This is a genomic window from Paenarthrobacter sp. NPDC057355 (assembly GCF_042667405.1).
Lineage (GTDB): Bacteria > Actinomycetota > Actinomycetes > Actinomycetales > Micrococcaceae > Arthrobacter.
Genome location: NZ_JBHVAL010000012.1, coordinates 45,923 through 65,391, shown reverse-complemented (window position 1 = coordinate 65,391; position 19,469 = coordinate 45,923). Strand labels below are relative to the sequence as shown.

The window sequence follows — 19,469 nt, the reverse complement described above, 5'->3', positions numbered from 1 at the left end:
GCTCAGCCCTTGACGGCGCCGGTGATGACGCCCTTGGCGAAGTGCTTTTGGAGGAAGGGGTAGACCATCAGGATGGGGACCAGGGCCACCACGACGACGGCCATCTGGATGGACTGCGGCGGGGGCGTTGTGGTGATGCCGAGCTGGTCTGCCGCCCCGCTCCCCTGAACCACGAAGTTCCGCAGCAACAGCTGGATGGGCCATTTGCTGTGGTCGTTGATGTAGAGAAGGGCGTTGAAGAACGAGTTCCAGAAGCCCACTGCGTAAAACAGTCCGACGACGGCGATCACGGCTTTGGACAGCGGCATTACGATGCGCCACAAAATTTGCCAGTCGTTGGCGCCGTCGATTCTGGCACTTTCGATCAGTTCGCCTGGGATGTTCATGAAGAACGAGCGCATGACCACAAAATTGAAGGCTCCAAAGATTCCGGGAAGGATCAGCGACCACAGGGAGTCCAGCAGCCCCAGTTGACGGATCATCAGGAACGATGGAATCAGCCCGGGCGCAAAGAGCAGGGTAAAGAGCACCGCAAGGATGACGGGCCTGCCAAAGAGGACCGCACGGCTGGTGGCGTAAGCCATGGTGATGGTCACGAAGAGCGCCAGGATGGTGCCTACTGCTGTGATCAGAATGCTGACACCGAGGGATTGCAGGACCATGGGGCCTTTGAAGATGGTGGCGTAGGCCTCCAGCGTGGGCCGCTCGGGCCAGAGCACGAACCCGCCGGCCTTGACCAGTTGTTCCGTATCAGCCAGGGATGTTGAGACCACCAGCAGGATCGGTGTGAGGATGGACAAGCTGAAGACGATCAGGACTACTGCTTTGACCGTTTGATAGAGGGCGGAAGGCTTTTCCTTCCATACCGGGCGCTTGGGGTTATACGTCAGTTCCCGGGGTTTCCTTGCAAAAAGTGTTGTTGCCATGGGTTTCTCCTTGTCCGGCGGGCGCGCGGCTCAGCGTGGCTTTCAGCGCACTTGTTTTGCGAAGATTCCGTCTTCGCCGAAGCGGTGGGCAAGTTTGTTGGCGCCGTAGATCAGCAGGGCGCTGACCACGCCCTTGGCCAGACCGGCCGCCGCTCCCGAACTCCAGCCGCCTCCCACCACGCCGGTGTAGTACGTGAAGGTATCCAGGACTTCGGCAGCACCTGCTCCGACAGCGTCCCGTTGCAGGATGAACTGCTCGAAGCCGACCGAAAGGATGTCACCGATGCGCAGGATGAGGAGCAGGACGATCACGGGACGCAGCCCGGGAAGGGTGATGTGCCACATCCTCCGCCACCGCCCGGCGCCGTCGGCGGCCGCTGCCTCGTAGAGCGAGGCGTCGATGCTGGCCAGGGCTGCCAGGAAGATGATCATGGCCCAACCAGCGTCCTTCCAGATCATCTGGACCACCACCATCACGGGGAAGGTTTCCGGGTTGGTCATGAAGGGAATGGGTTCCATGCCCCAATCCCGGAGCAGGTTGTTGACGAAGCCGGCCCCGCCGAGCATTTGCTGGAAGAACGCGATCACCAGCACCCACGACAGGAAGTGCGGCAAATAGGCGATGCTCTGGAAGATCTTCCGGACCCGGGTGCTGATGAGGGAGTCCACGATCAGTGCCAGGACCAGCGGCACGGGGAACAGGAAGACCAGCTGCCAGGCGGCCAGGTACAGGGTGTTCCAGAAAGCGTGGATGAAGTCGGGGTTGCCGAACAAGTCCACGAAGTTCTGCCAGCCCACCCAGAGGCTGTCTCCGATGCCGAGGTACGGCTGGTAGTCCTGGAAGGCGATGACGTTGCCAAGGATAGGGATGTAGAAGAACAGCAGCAGGAACAAAACGCCCGGCACCATCATGAGGAGCATTTGCTTGTCCCGCCGCAGACGGGACCGGAAGCTCTTCTGCGGGGCTTTGTTCGTCTTTCGTTTCTTCGCACCGGTTTCGAGGGCGTTTCCACCCGTGCCGGGTGGGACTCGGCGGGCTTCGGGCAATGCCGGAGCTTGTTCCGTCGTCGAGTTCATGCTGTCTCCTCAAGTGCTGAGCGCGAATCCGTCATTGTGATTCGCGCCACGCTCGTTAACCGTTTAACAAACCATAAAGGAGCTATCAGACTTTTGCAAGAAGATGATTGAAACTGCTCATAGAAATCAGTTTTCATCACTGCTTGAAAATCAGGCGGCCGTCATCGCGCCACTTTGCGCGGCGCGCACCTGTAACCACGGGTGCGAAGGGCGCAAAAGGGCGCGAGGCCGATGAGCTACTGGCGCGCGCGGCGGAAAGGGGTGCGTCGGCCGTGAAAGCTAGCCTGTGAACGACTGGATGGGCCCGTGGCCGCGCTTCATGCCGTGGCCTTTGACGCCTGCCGGCAGTTCTCCGGAGACGATCCTGTCAGCGGTGACCGCACCTCCGGCTTTCGTGCCGCTGATGTGCACGGCATCTCCGGATTTCAGCTCAGCCGCTGTGGCCGACGGCAGTGGGTGCTTGCCCTTGCCGTTCCGGAGTTGCGCGGCATCGGTGGGAACCTTGCTGATCTTCGTGTCGCCGTTGATGACATAGCGCTGCGTGAAGCCGTCTTCGCTCTTCACGGTGATGTCGGAGCCGCTGACTGACTCTATGGTTCCCGCCTGGGTCACAACGGTGCGGAAGCTCCCGTCCGGCTGCTTGAGGACGTGCTCTCCGTGGATCCCCTGGCCGCGTGCGTGGTTGGGCCCGGCTTTGGCTGACCCGGAGGGGCTTGGCGCGGGGGTGCTGGAGGACGTGTCCGACGGCGTGGGGCCGGGCTGGGTGCCGGCCCACACTGCCGCGCTCCCGGCACCGGTCACAGCGACGGCGATCCCGCCGGCTAGAAGGGCCTTGCGAAGGCCCGGCGAAAGAGTGGCCATGGCTTAATTGTGCGCCCGGACCAACAAAAAGTGGGTCGCAGTTGGTGCCTTTCCGGGAATTCGGAACGGCAACAACTGCGACCCAATTGGGTGTCCGGCTGCTTAGCCGTCCACCCCGAGCTTCTCGAGGATGAGTTCGCGTACCCGTCCTGCATCAGCCTGGCCACGGGTGGCCTTCATGACGCCGCCGACGATGGCACCGATGGCCTGTACCTTGCCGCCGCGGATCTTCTCGGCCACGTCCGGCTGGGCAGCCAGTGCAGCGTCAATGGCTTCCAGGAGCGGACCGTCATCCGAAACCACGGCAAGGCCGCGCTTTTCGATGATCTCCTCAGGCGTTCCTTCGCCGGCAAGAACGCCGTCAAGGACCTGCGAGGCCATCTTGTTGTTGATCTTGCCGCATTCGACGAGCTTGTTGAGCTCGACAATCAGCTGCGGAGTCACACCGAGTTCGGCGGGCTCGACATCGGCAACCTTGGCGCGGCCCACGATCTCACCCATCCACCACTTGCGCGCCACATCGGCGGAGGCACCGGCTGCGATGGTTTCCTCGATCGAGTCCATGACACCGGCGTTCACGACATCGCGGAACTCCAGGTCCGAATAGCCCCAGGCTTCCTTGAGCCGCTTGCGGCGCTCTGCCGGAGGCTCGGGAAGCGTCGCGCGCAGTTCCTCCACCCACTCCCGGGAGGCAACCACCGGAACCAGGTCCGGCTCCGGGAAGTAGCGGTAATCGTCAGCGTCGGACTTGGGCCGGCCCGACGTCGTCGAACGCGTGTCCTCGTGCCAGTGGCGCGTCTCCTGGATGACCGGTTCGCCGGACTCGAGGACGGCGGCGTGCCGCTGGATTTCGTAACGGACGGCGTGCTCGACGGCGCGCAGCGAGTTCACGTTCTTGGTTTCCGAACGGATGCCGAAGCGTTCACGGCCATGCGGGCGCAAAGAAACGTTGGCATCGCAGCGGACGTTGCCGCGTTCCATCTTGGCATCGGAGACGCCAAGGTTCTTCACGATCTCGCGAACAGCGGCGACGTACGCTTTGGCCAGTTCGGGTGCGCGGCTTCCGGCGCCCTCGATCGGCTTGGTGACGATTTCCACCAGCGGCACACCGGAGCGGTTGTAGTCCACCAGCGAGTAGTCTGCACCCTGGATACGGCCGGCGGCGCCGCCCATGTGGGTCAGCTTGCCGGCGTCCTCTTCCATGTGGGCACGTTCGATTTCCACACGGAAGACCGTTCCGTCCTCGAGTTCGATGTCGAGGTAACCGTCGTAGGCGATCGGCTCGTCGTACTGGGAGGTCTGGAAGTTCTTCGGGGTATCCGGGTAGAAGTAGTTCTTCCGGGCGAAACGGCAGGACTCGGCGATCTTGCAGTTCAGGGCAAGGCCGATCTTGATCGAAGATTCGACGGCGGCCTTGTTCACCACGGGAAGGACGCCGGGCATGCCGAGGTCAACCTCGTTGACGTTGGTGTTGGGCTCATCGCCGAAGACGTTGGGGGCGGAGGAGAACATCTTGGTCTTGGTGTTGAGTTCAACGTGGACCTCGAACCCCAGGACGGGATCGTACTTCTCCATGGCCTCTTCGAAGCTCAGGATTGCGTCGACGGACATTAGTTGGAACCTCCGGCGGTGGTTGAAGCTGAGCCGAGTGCCGGTGCCTGTGCCAGCATCGGGCCGCCCCACTTCTCTTCAAGGATGGATTCGAGGACCGCACCCACGCGGTACAGGCGGGCATCTTCGCGGGCAGGGGCCAGCAACTGGATGCCGACGGGCAGGCCGTCCTCATCGGCAAGGCCGCCGGGCAGGGACAGGCCCGGGATGCCTGCGAGGTTCGCAGGAATCGTGGCGACGTCGTTGAGGTACATGGCCAAGGGGTCATCCAGCTTCTCCCCCAGCTTGAACGCCGTGGTGGGCGCCGTCGGGGAAATGAGGACATCCGCCTGGGCGAAGGCGGCGTCGAAGTCACGCTGGATCAGCGTACGGACCTTCTGCGCCGAGCCGTAGTAGGCGTCGTAGTAGCCGGCGCTCAGGGCGTAGGTACCGAGGATGATGCGTCGCTTGACCTCATCGCCGAAGCCCGCGGCACGGGTGGCACCCATGACGCGTTCGATGGTCATGGGACCGTCCTTGGGCAGCACGCGCAAACCGAAGCGGACGCCGTCGAACTTGGCCAGGTTGCTGGAGACCTCGGAAGGCATGATGAGGTAGTACGCGCCCAGGGCGTACTTGAGGTTGGGGCAGGAAACCTCGACGATTTCCGCGCCTGCGTCCTTCAGGAGCTGAAGGGACTCGTTGAAGCGGTTCTCGACACCAGCCTGGTAGCCCTCGCCGTGCAGTTCCTTGATGATGCCGACCTTCATGCCGGCAACGTTGCCCAAACGGGCAGCGGCAACGAGGTTGTTGAACGGGTCGGTCAGGGACGTCGAATCAAAGGGATCGTGACCACCAATGACTTCCTGGAGCAGGGCGGAGTCCAGCACCGTGCGGGACACCGGGCCGATCTGGTCCAGGGAGGACGCCATGGCGATGGCCCCGTAGCGCGAAACAGCACCGTACGTCGGCTTCATGCCCACGGTTCCGGTGACGGCTCCTGGCTGGCGGATGGATCCACCGGTGTCCGTGCCGAGCGCCAGCGGCGCTTCGAAAGCGGCGACGGCGGCAGCGGAGCCACCGCCCGAACCACCGGGGATGCGGTCCAGGTCCCACGGGTTGCGGGTAGGTCCGAAGGCCGAGTGTTCCGTAGAGGAACCCATGGCGAATTCGTCCAGGTTGGTCTTGCCCAGGATGGGCATCTTTGCTGCGCGGAGCTTCTTCACCACGGTGGCGTCGTACGGGCTGTGCCAGCCTTCAAGGATCTTCGAACCAGCGGTGGTCGGCTGGCCGATGGTGACGATGAGGTCCTTGACCGCGATCGGTACACCGGCGAGGGCGTGCAGTTCTTCGCCACCGGCGGCGCGGGCAGCGTCCACTTCCGCGGCAACAGCCAAAGCCTCTTCGCTGTTGACGTGCAGGAAGGCATTAACCTGACCATCGACGTCGGCAATGCGGTCAAGGTGCGCCTGAGTCACTTCGACGGCGGAAACTTCGCGGGCGGCCAGCTTGGCAGCGAGGTCGGCGGCGGAGTGGTGGATGAGTTCGTTTTTCAGCTCAGTCATGGTGATCAGTCCTCGTCCAGGATTGCCGGGACCTTGAAACGGTTCTCGTAGGCGTCCGGTGCGCCGGACAATGCCTGCTCTGCCGTGAACGTGTGCCCCACGACGTCCTCGCGGAACACGTTGGTCAACGGAATCGGGTGGGATGTGGCCGGGACGTCGTCACCGGCAGCCTCGCTCACGCTCTTCACCGAATCCACGATGACGGCAAGCTCAACAGCCATCCTGTCCAGTTCTTCGGCACTCATTTCAATGTGAGCCAGACGCGCAAGATGCGCGACGTCGTCACGGTTGATCGCAGCCATGGATCTCCCCTGCAAAGTTCAATTGGTTTTCCGAACCAGTCTACTTGGCTGCGCACCGGCTTCAGCGCCGGTTCAGGTGCTGGGCGTTCAGTTCCTCCAGTTGTTCATCCGTCAGTTCATCGAAACCACGGGCCTCGCGTTTGTCGCTGCGGGCGAACCATGGCGCCATGGCCTGGGTGGGCATGACATGGTCCAGCAGCTGGCCGTTGAGGCGCAGGAGGATCCCCGGTACGGCATCGAGCAAGAACAACGGGATGACGACCGTCAGCAGAGAGACATTAAAGGTGAAGGCCCACCGCAGCTCCGCGCCGCAGACCCCGGTGGACGTGCAGCTCAGGACAGCCGTGGAGCCAGCTGATAGAGGAAGTTCCCAGATTCGGTCCGTAGGATAGGCCGCTTCTGACCCCGAGGAAAGGCCGGCCCTGTGCAAGGTCGTCACGAAAGTCCCGACCCCAACCGACCCGATCCAGCTGCTTCTGCCTACCCCGGGCAGGGGAAGCTGGTTGATGGCAGCCTCAGTACACCACCGCGCAGACGCCGCCGCTGGCTGAGGCTCGGCGTCATCGTCATGGCTGCAGTCTTGCTTGGAGTGCTGTGCTTCGGCGGATATTGGCTGTGGCGGCTGCAGTCCAACATTTCCACGAGCGCCCTGGGTGCCGGAGGTTCCCGCACCGAGGGTCCGGTGGATGACCGCAAGGACCGGCTCCAGATCCTGGTCCTGGGAAGTGACACCCGCAGCGGCAAGAACAGCCAGTACGGTACTGCTGACCAGTCATCCGGCTACGGCCAATCGGACGTAATGATGCTGGTGGATATCTCCGCGGACAACAACAACGTCAACGTGATCAGCTTTCCCCGGGACCTCATGGTCGACGTTCCCGAATGCAAGGACCAAGCCAACAACCAGCAACATGCGGCCCGCGAGGACGCCATGATCAACAGTGCGATGGCCGAAGCCGGCATCGGCTGTGCGGTGGATACCGTGAACAAACTCACGGGCCTGGAAATCGACCACTTCATGATGGCCGATTTCAATGCCGTCAAGGAGCTCTCCACCAAGGTGGGAGGCGTGGACGTCTGCGTCAACTCCGCCGTCTTCGATCCCGACTCCGGACTTCGGCTGCCCAAGGGAACTTCCCAGGTGCAAGGCGACCAGGCGCTTGCGTTCCTGCGCACCCGCCACGCTTTCGCTGACGGTGGCGACCTTGGCCGCATCCAGGCCCAGCAGGCCTTCCTGGGTTCGCTGGTCCGCAAGCTCAAATCCGAAGGAACACTGACCAACCCGCAAAAAGTACTGGACATTGCGGACACCATGACCAGCAACCTCACCGTGGACACAGGGTTGTCTTCGGTTCCGGCGTTGCTGACCATCGCTGACCGCCTGAAGAACATCGACCCCGCCAAGGTCAACTTCATCACTGTCCCCACGGTTCCTGCGCCATCAGACCCCAACAGGCTGGCGTTGGCAGAGCCTGCCGCCTCCCAGCTTTTCTCTGCCCTCCAGCACAGCGCGGACCTCAGCCAGGGAGCAACCACTCCCCCGGCAGATGCATCCAGCGCCCCGGCCAAGCCGTCCTTCGACAAGGCACTCCAGCCGGTTTCCGTTGCCAACGGAACCTCCGTGACGGGCCGCAGCAACGCCATTGCTGCGACCCTGGCTGCTGCCGGTTACACCAACACGACACGGCTGCAGGCCCAGCCACGGACGCAAACCATGGTCTACTACCAAGCCGGCTTTGATGACGTCGCCACCGATATCGCAGCCATGTTCGGACTGCCGGCCACCAGTGTCCAGGAGGTCACCGGCATCCAGGGCGTCCAGCTCTACGCCGGTGAAGACTTCGCCTCCGGCGACAAGCCTGCCCCGGCTCCGGCCCAGGGAAGCATTCCCAGCCAAACAGCAAATGACCAGACCTGCCAGGCAACTAACCCGGCAGGCTGATCATGGGCTGTGGTGCCACCGCCGCGCGGGCATTCCCGCGCGGCGGTGGCTGATGGCTGTCAGCCGATGCCGATGGCTCCCGTGAAGACACCGACGGCCAGCATGACGATCGAGATGACCGCGGTGCGCCAGAGAACCTTCTTGTGGTGGTCACCCAGTTCAACCTTGGCCAGTGAGACCAGCAGGAGGATTGCCGGGACCAGCGGGCTCTGCAGGTGGAACGGCTGTCCGGTGATGGACGCGCGGGCCATATCTGCGGCTCCAACGCCGTAGTGCGCTGCGGTTTCGCTGAGGACCGGCAGGACTCCGAAGTAGAAGGCATCGTTGCTCATGAAGAACGTCATGGGGATGCTCAGCAGGCCGGTGATGACCGCCATGAACGGGCCCATGTCTGCGGGAATGATCTGGACCAGCCATTCGGACATCGCCTTGACCATGCCCGTACCGTTCAGCACGCCGGTGAGGACGGCGGCGGCCATGACCATGCTGACCACGGCAACGATCGATGGTGCATGCGCAATCAGCTGCGCACCCTGGTCCTTGACCTTGGGGAAGTTCACCAGGAGCGCGATGGCCGAGCCGACCATGAAGACGAACGGCAACGGAATGATGTTGGCAACGAGCGTCACCATGACGGCAAGGGTGAGGGCCAGGTTGAACCAGAACAGCTTGGGACGCAGCGTGGGGCGGTTGGGGTCCAGCGCGGTGTCGGCCATGGCGGTGCCGTGTTCGTCCACCAGTTCTTCTGTGCGTTCCAGGACCACGACGCCGGCGCCTCCACCGGTGCCCGGCTTGCCTGCGGTTTTACTTGGGCCGGCCCCGAAGCGGGAACCGCCCTTGCCTGATCCACCGGCACCGGAACCGGCTGCAACAGCGCCGCCGCGGCCGTTGCCGCCGTCGAACGCCTCGGAAGGATCGGCGACGTCGCCCCAGATCTCGGGAGCTACGGTACGGAGGCGGTTGCGTTCCTGCAGGCCGAGCAGCCAGGAGAAGACCAGCACAACGATCAGGCCGACAATGAGCGAGGGGACCATCGGGACGAAGACGTCGTTGACGTCCAGCTTCAGGGCAGTAGCGGCGCGGGCGGTGGGTCCGCCCCACGGCAGGATGTTCATGGTGCCGTTGGCCAGGCCGGCTACGCAGGTGAGGACCACAGGGCTCATCTTCAGGCGCAGGTACACAGGGAGCATGGCGGCCGTGGTGAGGATGAAGGTGGTGGAGCCGTCGCCGTCGAGGGAGACAGCAGCTGCCAGGATCGCGGTGCCGAGGACCACCTTCGCGGGATCGTTGCCCAGCTTGCGGAGGATGAACTTCACCAGCGGATCAAAGAGTCCGACGTCGATCATGAGGCCGAAGTAGATAATGGCAAACATGAGGAGCGCCGCCGTCGATGTCATGGACTTCATGGAGTCCATGACCATTGGGCCGATCCCAAGACCTGCGCCGGCGAAGAGGCCAAAGACGGTGGGAACAATGATCAGCGCCAGGACGGGCGTCAACTTTTTGGTCATGATCAGGACCATGAATACCGCAATCATTGCGAATCCAAGCAAAACCAGCACGGCCGGCTCCTTACTACTGTGAATGGCGCCACGTCGGTGTGATGCGCACTACAGACAATAGGGTGGCGTCCGTCACGGGCACGGGTTTGTGGGAATTGTTGGGAATACTGCTCGTTGCGAACGTTTTGCGCATTGTGCTCAATGCTTCAATGGATCTGGAGGAAAGGAGTGACGGTGCCCCGTAACAGCAGAGTCAGTATGCGTTTCTCCACCCAGACCCTTCTCCTCCAGCTCGGTGTGGTGCTGCTGGTGGTGCTGCTCAGTGGGGCCGTCCACGCGTGGCTGGTCTATGAACGCATTGGCGACGAAGCCGAAAACCAGGCCCTCACCCTGGCAAGGACAGTAGCGGCCGACCCGGATGTCCGGGCCGATGTGCAGGCCATCAGCAAAGAGGAGGGCACACCCCCGCCTGATGTCCTCGCTGTCGGCCCCCTTCAAGCCGCGGCGGAGGCGGCCAGGGTCAGGACCGGCGCACTCTTCGTTGTCATCACGGACGAAACCGGTCTTCGACTGGCCCATCCGGATCTGGCCCGGCTCGGCGAGAGGGTCAGCACCGATCCGTCCGTGGCTTTGGCGGGCGAGGAAATCACCACCCGCAATACCGGGACGCTGGGGCCCTCTGCCGGGGCCAAGGTCCCCGTCTACTCCCCCGGCTCCACAATGATCGTGGGCGAAGTCAGCGTGGGGTACTCCGTGGAGTCGCTGACGAAGAGCCTGGTCCGGGACATCGCACCCATTGCCCTTACCGCGGGCGGCGCCCTGCTGGCCGGTGTCCTTGCCTCCTTCTTGCTCCGACGACGACTCCAGCGGCTCACCCTGGGATTGGAGCCTGAAGAGATCAGCACCCTGGTCCACGACCAGGTGGCGGTGCTCCAGGGGGTGGACGACGGCGTGATCGGCATCGCCGCCGACGGACGTATCTCCGTCTTCAACGCTGCCGCGGCCAGGCTTCTGGACATGCCCGATGCTACGGGCCAGGACTGGGCCTCGGCGAGCGTCCCTGAACAACTCAAATGGCTCACCAAGCCAGCGGCGCAGGACGCCGAAGCCGTGGAAATCGTGGCCGGCGGACGAGTCCTTGTAGCCAGCGCACGCAAAGCCTGGCACCGCAAGGAAGACCTCGGCTGGGTGGTCATGCTGCGCGACCGTACCGAATTGCAGCAACTGACGCAGCAACTGGATGCCGTGGGAACCATGTCCACTGCGCTCCGGGCCCAGCGCCACGAATTCGCCAACCAGCTCCACACCATCGCCGGCTTCATGAGCATCGGCCAGCACGATTCCGCCAAGGAGTACCTGGCCAGGATCTCGGCCACCGGGCCCCTGAAGTTCCCCGTGGAGCAAGCCGAACTCCTGCAGGATCCGTACCTTCAGGCCTTCGTCGGCGCCAAGGGAGTTGAAGCCTCCGAACGCGGCGTGGCCCTGCGTGTCGGCCCAGAAACCTTGGTCCGTGGACACGTGGCCGATCCCCAGGACGTTACCACAGTGCTGGGCAACCTGATCGACAACGCGGTGAGTGCCGCCGTCGCCGGTTCCGGCGATGAACGCTGGGTGGACATTGAGCTGTTGGACGAGCAAAGCCACGACGGCGGTGCGCTCCACATCGTGGTGGCGGACTCCGGGGACGGGCTGGGAGAACTGGACCCCGAAGAGGTCTTCACTGAAGGATTTACGACGGCGGACCGTACGTCGCGCCCGGGTGCCGGACAAGGATTGGGGCTGGCTCTGGTGCGGCAGCTGGCGCGGCGACGCGGCGGTGACGTCCGCGTCCTGGAAACGGGCACGATGGGAGGGCCGGGCGCAGTCTTCATGGCCAGCATCCCCGGCGTGATGGACAATGGGCCCGGCAGCGTCCAGGGCGCAACGATGACGGAGGACAACGATGGCTGAGGATTTGCGGGTGCTGATCGTGGATGATGACTTCCACGTGGCAAGGCTCCACGCAGCATATGTGGACTCGGTGGCGGGCTTCATGGCGTTGGCCCCGGCCGGATCCGTGTCCCAGGCCCTGCAGGCCATCCATAGCCTGCGCCCCGATCTGGTGCTGCTGGATGTCTACCTTCCCGATGGGTCCGGCCTGGATCTCCTGGGGCAATTGGATGTGGATGCAGTGATGCTCACAGCCGCTTCCGACGCCCAGTCCATCAAGGTTGCGCTGCGCAGGGGCGCGTTGGGCTACCTGCTCAAGCCCTTTACCGCCGAGTCCCTGTCGCAGCAGCTCAGGTCGTATGCCCGCTACCGGAGGATCCTCGGGCAGCAAACCGCCGTGGACCAGACCACCATAGAGCGGGCCAAGCGTTCCCTGATTCCCGGGGACGTGGCCCCCGCCGCCAAACCGCGCTCCGCCACCGAAGCCGCGGTGCTGGAATCGCTGGTCCCGGGCGAGCAGTACTCGGCGGCCGAAGTGGCAGAGCGGGTGGGCGTCTCCCGCGCCACAGCGCAAAGGTACCTGTCCTCGCTGGCCGATGATGGCGCCGTCGAGATCCAACTGCGCTACGGAAGCACCGGCCGCCCGGAACACCGCTACGGCGTCCCGGGCTGACCCAAGTAGGTGACAGCAACTGCTCCAATGACGAGTCAGTGGAGCAGTTACTGTTACTCAGTTGGGTGAGGGGTTAGGCGGACTTCTGCGCCACGAGCTCGATTTCCACCAGCATCTGCGGATCCAGGAACGGCAGCACGTGCACCAGGGAAAGTGTCGGGCGGATCTCGCCGAAGACCTCTCCGTGCGCACGGCCGGCGTCTTCCCACTTGCTGATGTCCGTCAGGTACAACTTGGACTGCACAACGTCGTCGTAGGAGAAGCCGGCGTCCTCCAGGACAGCGCCGAGCTTTTCCAGGATGTACTTGGTCTGCGTGTAGAAGTCATCGCCAACGATGCCGTCGGGTCCGGAAGCAGCCGTTGCGGAAATGAAGAGGGTGTTGTCCACCTGGACCGCACGGGAGTAGCCAAGGGTCTGCTCCCACACCGATCCCGTGCCGAATGTCTTGCGCATGCTGCGCCTTCCTGTCATTGCGCCCGGTCCGGTGACCGGCGCTTCGAAGGAAACTTTATGACTGCCCGAGCTCGAGCCTGTAAACGAACAGTTTTATGTCGGTGCCGGGGACGAACCAGTCACGCTCCGGAGCGCGGTCGAAGCCCGTGCGCTTGTACAGCGCGTTGGCACTTTCCCACGTGGCCCCGGTTGTCAGCGATACGGCGTTGATGCCGTCCAAGGCTTTCGCCTGCTCGACGACGGCCTGCACCAAGGCGCGGCCCGCACCTGAGCGCTGGACTGCCGGATCTACCACCAGGGTCCGCAATTCCAACTCGTCCTCAAGACCGATGTCGGAGAAACCACCGCCGGCCGGAGCTGCCGTGACAGAACCGATCACCTGGCCGTTGCGCTCAGCCACCAGGATTTCTGCATGCTCAGCGCGCCCGGCGACATCCTGGAGTTTCTGCAAGTACGGGTGGTCGGCGTCGCCGTAGTACCCCGCCGTCACGTAGGAGTCCTGCGTAATGCGGGCAACGGCGTCGTAGTCTTCAGGCAGGGCGGGACGGACGGTAATCGGCGAAAGCACCTACCAATGGTAGTCGCGGCTTGCGTGCCACGTGCGCCAAATACCCCTTTCCGTGATGGAACTATCACCTGCGCCGGCGGCCAGTCCCGCAAGACGCCCACGGCGGTGGGCCCGGTCAGGTACCTCCGGCGGGACCCAGTGGGCTGCTTTCTATTGCTTCCCGTGGCGTTGAATGCCGCCCCGTTGCGTCCGGTGAACCCCGGTTTCGCGCTGTTTCGGCCACATGTCGGGATGCTGGCGGTGGTCTTGGACGACGTGCTTAAGTTGCCACACACCCGCGCCGAACCGTCCCGAACCCAGGAGAAACCATGACCCCGCCAGAGCGCCAGCTGCACCTCAACGCCTTCCTCATGAGCACCGGACACCACGAAGCCTCGTGGCGCCTTCCGGAAAGTGATCCCTTTGCCTCCACCAAGATCGAGCACTACCAGCACCTTGCCCGAACGGCGGAGAGGGGAAAGCTGGACTCCATCTTCTTCGCCGACTCCCCCGTCCTCTTTGGCGAAGTGGGACGCCGTCCGGCCGGAAAGCTCGAACCCACCGTCCTGCTGACGGCGATCGCCACCGCTACCCAGAGGATCGGACTGATCGCCACCGCCTCCACAACGTACAACGACCCCTTCAACCTGGCACGCCGCTTCGCTTCCGTGGACTGGGTCAGCGGAGGACGTGCAGGCTGGAACGTCGTGACCACCGCAGGACCCGACGCCGCGCGGAACTTCGGCGTGGACGACCAGCCGGCACACGCTGTCCGCTACGAACGCGCCGCCGAGTTCATCGACGTAGCCCAGAAGCTCTGGGACAGCTGGGAGGACGACGCCATCCTGGCGGACAAGGCCGAAGGCGTTTGGGGGGACGACACAAAGATCCGGGTCATCGATCACGAAGGAAAGCACTTCCGGGTCCGCGGTCCCCTCAACGTTCCCCGCTCACCCCAGGGCCACCCCTTGATCGTCCAGGCCGGGTCCTCGGAGAACGGAAAGAACCTTGCGGCCCAGTATGCCGAAGCTGTCTTTACAGCCCATCAGACTCTGGCCGGCGCACAGGAGTTCTACACAGATTTGAAGGCACGAACGGCAGCCGCAGGCAGGGACCCGGAAGGCATCAAGATCCTGCCCGGCATCGTCCCTGTCATCGCTTCGACCGAGGCCGAAGCCCTTCGGCTGGACCGTGAGCTTGATGAACTGATCAAGCCCGAGTACGCACGCGAACAGCTGGCCCGGACCTTGCGGCTTGCACCCGAGGACCTGCCCCTGGACCGGCAGCTTCCCGCGGACCTGCCCTCCGAGGACGAGATCGAGGGAGCCAAGAGCCGCTACACGCTGATCGTTGAACTGGCGCGCCGTGAGCAGCTGACCGTCCGGCAGCTGATCGGGCGGCTGGGTGGAGGCCGTGGGCACCGGACGTTCTCGGGCACCCCGGAACAAGTGGCGGACGCGATCCAGGAATGGTTCCAGGCCGGGGCAGCTGACGGCTTCAACATCATGCCGCCCGTTCTTCCCTCCGGCCTGGAGATCTTCGTGGACCAGGTGGTGCCGATCCTGCAGCAGCGCGGCCTCTTCCGCACCGAGTACACAGCCACCACGCTGCGTGGACACTACGGACTGGAACGGCCCGGCAACCGCTATGCCGGAAGCGCCGCCCAGGAGCTGACGTCCATTGGTTCTGCCTTCTAGGCCAACCCCGCAGGTGGGTTGATCAGCGCTTGGGCCAGCTCCATGATGGCCCTTCGAGCGCTCCGAGGCCTTCGACCTTGGTTTCACCCAGTTCCTTATAGAGCTCGTGCTCATGGGCAGATCCGGTCTCCCGAAGTGCCGTCAGCAGGGCTTCGGAATGTGTCACCACGATCAGCTGGCTGTAGGCGCTGGCCTGGACGATCAGTCCGGCCAGCGCCGGCATCAGGTCAACGTGGAGGCTGGTTTCGGGTTCGTTGAGCACCATGAGTTCCGGCGGCCGCGGAGTCAGCAGCGCGGCAGTGAGCAGAAGGAACCGCAAAGTTCCATCGGAGAGCTCTCCGGCTTTCATCGGCCTGAGCATGCCCGGCTGTTTGAGCTCCACACTGAACCTGCCGTCGTTCACCGCAATGTCCAGCCGGCTCCCCGGGAAGGCGTGTTCGACGGCGGCATCCAGCTTTTTCTCGAAGCCCACCTCACGCAGTGTCTGGAGGGCGGCCGCCAAGTCCCTGCCGCTGTGGTGCAGGACAGGGGTGCGGGTCCCGATCTGCGCCTGACGGGCGGGAGCATCCGGGTCCGTGCGGAAGTGGTCATAGAAGCGCCAGGACCGCACGGAGTCCCGCACCCGCAACACCTCCGGCGCGCGGTCCTCGTCCGAAACTTCGGTGAGCATGCTTTGGAAGGCATCCAGGCGCCGTGACAGCTCCGTCCATTCACCATCGGCGCCACGGAGCTTGGCCAAACCGCCCTTACGGTCCACCAGCAAGGATCCAGGCCTGGCCACCGGACCTGAGAAGATCTGCTCCCGCTTGATTTCGGGGTCGAGCGCGAACGCAGAGGGACGTGGACGGCCCGTCTCCTGGTCAAACCCCGTCCCTCCCGGAACGGGCATGCCAAGGTCCACCAGATAGCCGAAGTCGTCCCCGGAGTAGCCCAGCTTCAGGTTCACGGACGCCTTGCGGACGGTGCCTTGGACGGGCACCTCACCTCGACGCATGGCATCGCTGATGTTCTCAGGTCCAGCCCAGAGCGTCGACGCCAAACCGCCATCCCGGGCCAGGGCGCCCACCACATTGCCCGAATCCCCTCCCCCGCACTCCGCCAGCAAACGCAGCGCCCGGTACAGCGACGACTTTCCACTGCCGTTGGCTCCGGTCACCACGTCCAGGCCGTGGAGCTCGATGGCAAGGTCCCGGATGGAGCGGTAATTGGCAATGGCCAGCGTCCTGATCACGGGCTGCCAGTCACAGGGGGAACTTGCCGGAAAGTTCCAAGGCTCCAGCACACATCCAGGCCGCGAGGCGATCCTCCGTGCTCGGGCCGCCGTCCAAGGGGCTGGTCAAACGGGGCCTTCGCACCCAGCAGCCGGCCTCTTCTGCGATCAAGGCGCCCGCGGCGAAATCGTGCTCGTTCAAGCCGCGCTCACCGTACGCGTCAAAGGTCCCATCAGCTACCAGGCAAAGATCCAATGCCGCAGAACCCAGCCGACGCACATCAGCGAAACCATCCATGAGTTGGGCCAGGCCCGCTGACTGGTCCGCCCTGGTACCGGGATCGTAGCTGAAGCCCGTAGCCAGGATCAGCCCGGTCCGCCCGGGAACCGGGCCCGCCAGCGCAGTGGTTTCACCTGCCGTTTCCAGGTGGGCTCCGTGGCCACGGGCTGCCGAATACACACGCCCCAGGGCTGGTGCGTGGACGACGCCAGCCAGCCATACGCCGTCGGAATCGGCCACGGCGACAGAGGTGGCGTAGTAGACGATGTTCCGGATGAAGTTGGTGGTGCCATCCAGCGGGTCAATGGACCAGCGGTACCCCGAGGGGCTTGCGGGCCGCGTGGTCCCATGTTCCTCCCCCGTGATGGTGTCGCCGGGCCGCTCGGCCAGGATCGCTTCACGGACCGCGTTCTCCGCAGCTACGTCAAAAGCGGTGACCCAGTCGCCGGCCTCGCCCTTGTTGGTGGTCTGCAGGCCGTCGCCCGCTGTACCGCTGACGGATCGCTGGGCCAGCACGGCGGCCCCTGCGGCCGCCGCACGTTTGGCGACAGCAAGCAGTTCAGTGACCTCCGTCATTCGGCTTCTGCCTCCGCTGCGGCCCCGGTTCCGGCAGCAGCATCGGCCTCAGTGTCTGCCCCGGGCTTTGCCGGCCCATTGGCCAAAAGCTCGCGGAAGCCGTCCTCGTCCAGCACTGGAACGCCCAGTTGCTCGGCCTTGTCCAGCTTGGTGCCGGCGCTTTCACCGGCCACCAGGTAGCTGGTGTTCTTGGAGACGGAGCCGGAGGCCTTGCCGCCGCGGATGATGATGGCTTCCTTCGCTTCATCACGGCTGAAGTTGGGCAAGGTTCCCGTGACGACCACCGTGAGGCCCTCGAGGGTGCGCGGCACGGAGGTGTCACGCTCGTCCTCCATCCTCACCCCGGCCGCAGCCCAGCTGTCCACGATCTCGTTGTGCCAATCCACGGCGAACCACTCTTTGAGGGCAGCTGCGATGGTTGGCCCCACGCCGTCGACGTGTGCGATCTGTTCCTCAGTGGCGTTGCGGATGGCTTCCATGGTGCCGAACGCCGTCGCCAATGCCCGTGACGCCGTGGGACCCACGTGCCTGATGGACAGCGCCACCAGGACCCGCCACAGGGGCTGCTTCTTGGCCTTCTCCAGCTCCACGAAGAGCTTTTCCGTGGTGGCCGTGGGCTTGGACGGCGATTTGGCCGTTCCCTTGGTGTAGAAGTACGGCACGAGCTCGTACTGGCCTGTTCCCACGCCCTTGGACCGCTTTTCGCGTCTGATCAGGACATCCCGCAGGTCCTCGCGCGTCAGGCTGAAGAGCCGGGCCTCGCTGGTGAGGGGCGGAATCTCCGGCTCGGCAGGCTGGGTGAGCGCGATGGCCGCTTCCCAGCCCAGGGCCTCGATGTCGAAAGCTCCGCGGCCGGCCAGGTGGAAGACACGCTCACGGAGCTGGGAGGGACAGGACTTGGCGTTGGGGCAACGGATGTCCACGTCGCTTTCCTTGGCCGGGGCCAGCGGAGTTCCACAAGAGGGGCATTCGGTAGGCATCACGAATTCGCGCACCGGAGGATCCTGTTTGTCCCGCAGCGCCAGAACCGGGCCCACGATTTCCGGAATAACATCGCCTGCCTTGCGGAGGATCACGATGTCGCCGATCATCACGCCCTTGGCTTTGACGACATCCTGGTTGTGCAGGGTGGCCATGCCCACTGTTGAACCCGCGACCTTCACCGGCTCCATCAAGCCGAAAGGCGTCACGCGTCCCGTCCGGCCGACATTGACGGCGATGTCCAGGAGTTTGGTGTGCACTTCCTCCGGCGGGTACTTGTACGCAGCAGCCCACCGGGGCACGCGTGAGGTGTAGCCCAGGGCGCGCTGGGTGGCGAAGTCATCGATCTTGACCACGATGCCGTCGATTTCATGCTGAAGGTCGTGGCGGTGCGCCCCATAGTGGGCGATGAAGTCAAGGACTTCCTCGAAGGTTTCCAAAACCTTGAGGTACGGGCTGACCGGGAGCCCCCACTGTTCCAGCAGCTTGTACGTCCCGGACTGGCTCTTGGCATCGAGTCCCTCACGGGCTCCGATGCCATGGACGTACATGCTCAGGGGTCGCTTTGCCGTTTCAGCCGGGTCCTTCTGGCGCAACGAACCCGCAGCAGCGTTGCGGGGGTTGGCCAGCGGAGCCTTGCCTGCGGCCACCAGGGTCTCATTGAACTCGACGAAGGCCTTGGAAGGGATGAACACCTCACCGCGGATTTCGACTTCGGAGGGGTAGCCGGAACCACTCAGTTCCCGCGGGATCTCCTTGATGGTGAGCACGTTGTGGGTGATGTCTTCACCGGTGGTGCCATCGCCACGCGTGGCGGCCCGGACAAGCTTGCCGTCCCGGTACAGAAGGTTCACCGCAAGTCCGTCGATCTTCAATTCCGTCAGCCACTCGATGGGCGGGACGGAATCTCCGAGCTTTGCAACCGACGCTTCAGCCTTGCGGACCCAGGCCTCGAGCTCCTCCAACGAGAAAACATCGTCCAGGCTGTACATCCGCTGCAGGTGTTCCACTGCGGCGAAGGCCGAGGAGACTTCGCCACCTACTTCCTGCGTGGGCGAGTCATTGGTAACCAGCTCCGGGTGGAGGGCTTCCAGTTCTTCCAAGCGGCGGTAGAGTTCATCGAACTCGGCGTCGGAAACTGTGGGCGAGTCTTCCTGGTAATAGGCATACCGGTACTTGCGGACGAGGTCCGCCAGTTCCTCGTACTCTTCCCTGAGGGACCCCGACGGCGGGGTCCCTTCTTCTGCGACGATGGCCGCAGCCGCCTCCTGGGTTGTGGTTTCGACCGGATCCGGATTCTCTGGTGTGCTCACAGCTCTATCTTGCCGCAACCGTCAGACATTCTGGCCCACCAGCC

17 protein-coding genes are annotated in these 19,469 nt (G+C 63.9%); 4 read left to right on the top strand and 13 right to left on the bottom strand.

What is annotated here, in order from left to right; all coding sequences use genetic code 11:
- Positions 1-2: 2 nt before the first annotated feature.
- From ACFUOZ_RS13980 to ACFUOZ_RS13950, 7 genes are all read right to left on the bottom strand, one after another.
- Positions 3-926, bottom strand: a complete 924-nt coding sequence (locus ACFUOZ_RS13980; RefSeq protein WP_377549123.1) for a carbohydrate ABC transporter permease — start codon at positions 924-926, stop codon at positions 3-5.
- A 42-nt stretch (positions 927-968) separates the two neighbouring features.
- Entirely contained in the window at positions 969-2,003 is a 1,035-nt protein-coding gene (locus tag ACFUOZ_RS13975) for an ABC transporter permease (RefSeq protein WP_377549121.1), read from the bottom strand.
- Between the two features lie 279 nt (positions 2,004-2,282).
- Positions 2,283-2,864 carry a DUF5666 domain-containing protein gene (locus ACFUOZ_RS13970; RefSeq protein ID WP_377549118.1) on the bottom strand — a complete coding sequence of 194 codons (582 nt, stop codon included), beginning with the start codon at positions 2,862-2,864 and terminating at the stop codon, positions 2,283-2,285.
- A 102-nt stretch (positions 2,865-2,966) separates the two neighbouring features.
- Positions 2,967-4,475 carry an Asp-tRNA(Asn)/Glu-tRNA(Gln) amidotransferase subunit GatB gene (gene gatB / locus ACFUOZ_RS13965; RefSeq protein WP_377549116.1) on the bottom strand — a complete coding sequence of 503 codons (1,509 nt, stop codon included), beginning with the start codon at positions 4,473-4,475 and terminating at the stop codon, positions 2,967-2,969.
- A complete protein-coding gene (gene gatA, locus ACFUOZ_RS13960; RefSeq protein ID WP_377549113.1) occupies positions 4,475-6,019 on the bottom strand; it encodes an Asp-tRNA(Asn)/Glu-tRNA(Gln) amidotransferase subunit GatA in 1,545 nt (514 codons plus the stop codon). The genes gatB and gatA overlap by 1 nt, the downstream gene beginning before the upstream one ends.
- Positions 6,020-6,024: 5 nt before the next feature.
- Positions 6,025-6,321 (bottom strand): Asp-tRNA(Asn)/Glu-tRNA(Gln) amidotransferase subunit GatC, encoded by a 297-nt coding sequence (gene gatC / locus ACFUOZ_RS13955; protein ID WP_144662020.1) that lies wholly within the window; start codon positions 6,319-6,321, stop codon positions 6,025-6,027.
- A 61-nt stretch (positions 6,322-6,382) separates the two neighbouring features.
- Positions 6,383-6,760 (bottom strand): hypothetical protein, encoded by a 378-nt coding sequence (locus ACFUOZ_RS13950; RefSeq protein ID WP_377549111.1) that lies wholly within the window; start codon positions 6,758-6,760, stop codon positions 6,383-6,385.
- Positions 6,761-6,889: 129 nt separating this feature from the next.
- Between ACFUOZ_RS13950 and ACFUOZ_RS13945 the strand changes: the two genes are divergently transcribed.
- Entirely contained in the window at positions 6,890-8,263 is a 1,374-nt protein-coding gene (locus ACFUOZ_RS13945) for an LCP family protein (protein WP_377549109.1), read from the top strand.
- A 59-nt stretch (positions 8,264-8,322) separates the two neighbouring features.
- Here ACFUOZ_RS13945 and ACFUOZ_RS13940 read toward each other — a convergent pair whose 3' ends face one another.
- Entirely contained in the window at positions 8,323-9,825 is a 1,503-nt protein-coding gene (locus ACFUOZ_RS13940; RefSeq protein ID WP_377549107.1) for a CitMHS family transporter, read from the bottom strand.
- Between the two features lie 198 nt (positions 9,826-10,023).
- Here ACFUOZ_RS13940 and ACFUOZ_RS13935 point away from each other — a divergent pair, with 198 nt between their 5' ends.
- Positions 10,024-11,715 (top strand): ATP-binding protein, encoded by a 1,692-nt coding sequence (locus ACFUOZ_RS13935; RefSeq protein ID WP_377549106.1) that lies wholly within the window; start codon positions 10,024-10,026, stop codon positions 11,713-11,715.
- Entirely contained in the window at positions 11,708-12,367 is a 660-nt protein-coding gene (locus tag ACFUOZ_RS13930) for a response regulator (protein WP_377549104.1), read from the top strand. Before ACFUOZ_RS13935 ends, ACFUOZ_RS13930 begins: the two co-directional genes overlap by 8 nt.
- Before the next feature lie 73 nt (positions 12,368-12,440).
- Here the strand turns inward: ACFUOZ_RS13930 and ACFUOZ_RS13925 are convergent, their stop codons facing one another.
- Positions 12,441-12,821, bottom strand: a complete 381-nt coding sequence (locus ACFUOZ_RS13925; RefSeq protein WP_262277928.1) for a RidA family protein — start codon at positions 12,819-12,821, stop codon at positions 12,441-12,443.
- A 55-nt stretch (positions 12,822-12,876) separates the two neighbouring features.
- Positions 12,877-13,389 (bottom strand): GNAT family N-acetyltransferase, encoded by a 513-nt coding sequence (locus tag ACFUOZ_RS13920; RefSeq protein ID WP_377549101.1) that lies wholly within the window; start codon positions 13,387-13,389, stop codon positions 12,877-12,879.
- A gap of 308 nt (positions 13,390-13,697) precedes the next feature.
- Here ACFUOZ_RS13920 and ACFUOZ_RS13915 point away from each other — a divergent pair, with 308 nt between their 5' ends.
- Positions 13,698-15,065, top strand: a complete 1,368-nt coding sequence (locus ACFUOZ_RS13915; RefSeq protein WP_377549099.1) for an LLM class flavin-dependent oxidoreductase — start codon at positions 13,698-13,700, stop codon at positions 15,063-15,065.
- A gap of 22 nt (positions 15,066-15,087) precedes the next feature.
- On the opposite strand, the gene ACFUOZ_RS13910 is transcribed toward ACFUOZ_RS13915, so the two are convergent.
- Genes ACFUOZ_RS13910 through ligA form a run of 3 tightly spaced genes read right to left on the bottom strand, consistent with a single transcriptional unit; the run spans position 15,088 to position 19,425 of the window.
- Positions 15,088-16,296, bottom strand: coding sequence for an AAA family ATPase (locus ACFUOZ_RS13910; protein ID WP_377549097.1), 1,209 nt, complete (start codon positions 16,294-16,296; stop codon positions 15,088-15,090).
- 10 nt (positions 16,297-16,306) lie between these two features.
- Complete coding sequence (locus ACFUOZ_RS13905) at positions 16,307-17,131, bottom strand: inositol monophosphatase family protein (RefSeq protein ID WP_377549095.1); 825 nt, start codon at positions 17,129-17,131, stop codon at positions 16,307-16,309.
- On the bottom strand, positions 17,128-19,425 hold the full coding sequence (gene ligA / locus ACFUOZ_RS13900; protein WP_377549092.1) for an NAD-dependent DNA ligase LigA: 2,298 nt from the start codon (positions 19,423-19,425) through the stop codon (positions 17,128-17,130). Before ligA ends, ACFUOZ_RS13905 begins: the two co-directional genes overlap by 4 nt.
- Positions 19,426-19,469 lie beyond the last annotated feature (44 nt).

What these genes read in the sequence shown, in the direction of transcription:
- ACFUOZ_RS13980 (WP_377549123.1), bottom strand. Translation starts at nt 926, where the DNA reads ATGGCAACAACACTTTTTGCAAGGAAACCCCGGGAACTGACGTATAAC.
- ACFUOZ_RS13975 (WP_377549121.1), bottom strand. Translation starts at nt 2,003, where the DNA reads ATGAACTCGACGACGGAACAAGCTCCGGCATTGCCCGAAGCCCGCCGA.
- ACFUOZ_RS13970 (WP_377549118.1), bottom strand. Translation starts at nt 2,864, where the DNA reads ATGGCCACTCTTTCGCCGGGCCTTCGCAAGGCCCTTCTAGCCGGCGGG.
- gatB (WP_377549116.1), bottom strand. Translation starts at nt 4,475, where the DNA reads ATGTCCGTCGACGCAATCCTGAGCTTCGAAGAGGCCATGGAGAAGTAC.
- gatA (WP_377549113.1), bottom strand. Translation starts at nt 6,019, where the DNA reads ATGACTGAGCTGAAAAACGAACTCATCCACCACTCCGCCGCCGACCTC.
- gatC (WP_144662020.1), bottom strand. Translation starts at nt 6,321, where the DNA reads ATGGCTGCGATCAACCGTGACGACGTCGCGCATCTTGCGCGTCTGGCT.
- ACFUOZ_RS13945 (WP_377549109.1), top strand. Translation starts at nt 6,890, where the DNA reads ATGGCTGCAGTCTTGCTTGGAGTGCTGTGCTTCGGCGGATATTGGCTG.
- ACFUOZ_RS13935 (WP_377549106.1), top strand. Translation starts at nt 10,024, where the DNA reads ATGCGTTTCTCCACCCAGACCCTTCTCCTCCAGCTCGGTGTGGTGCTG.
- ACFUOZ_RS13930 (WP_377549104.1), top strand. Translation starts at nt 11,708, where the DNA reads ATGGCTGAGGATTTGCGGGTGCTGATCGTGGATGATGACTTCCACGTG.
- ACFUOZ_RS13925 (WP_262277928.1), bottom strand. Translation starts at nt 12,821, where the DNA reads ATGCGCAAGACATTCGGCACGGGATCGGTGTGGGAGCAGACCCTTGGC.
- ACFUOZ_RS13915 (WP_377549099.1), top strand. Translation starts at nt 13,698, where the DNA reads ATGACCCCGCCAGAGCGCCAGCTGCACCTCAACGCCTTCCTCATGAGC.
- ACFUOZ_RS13905 (WP_377549095.1), bottom strand. Translation starts at nt 17,131, where the DNA reads ATGACGGAGGTCACTGAACTGCTTGCTGTCGCCAAACGTGCGGCGGCC.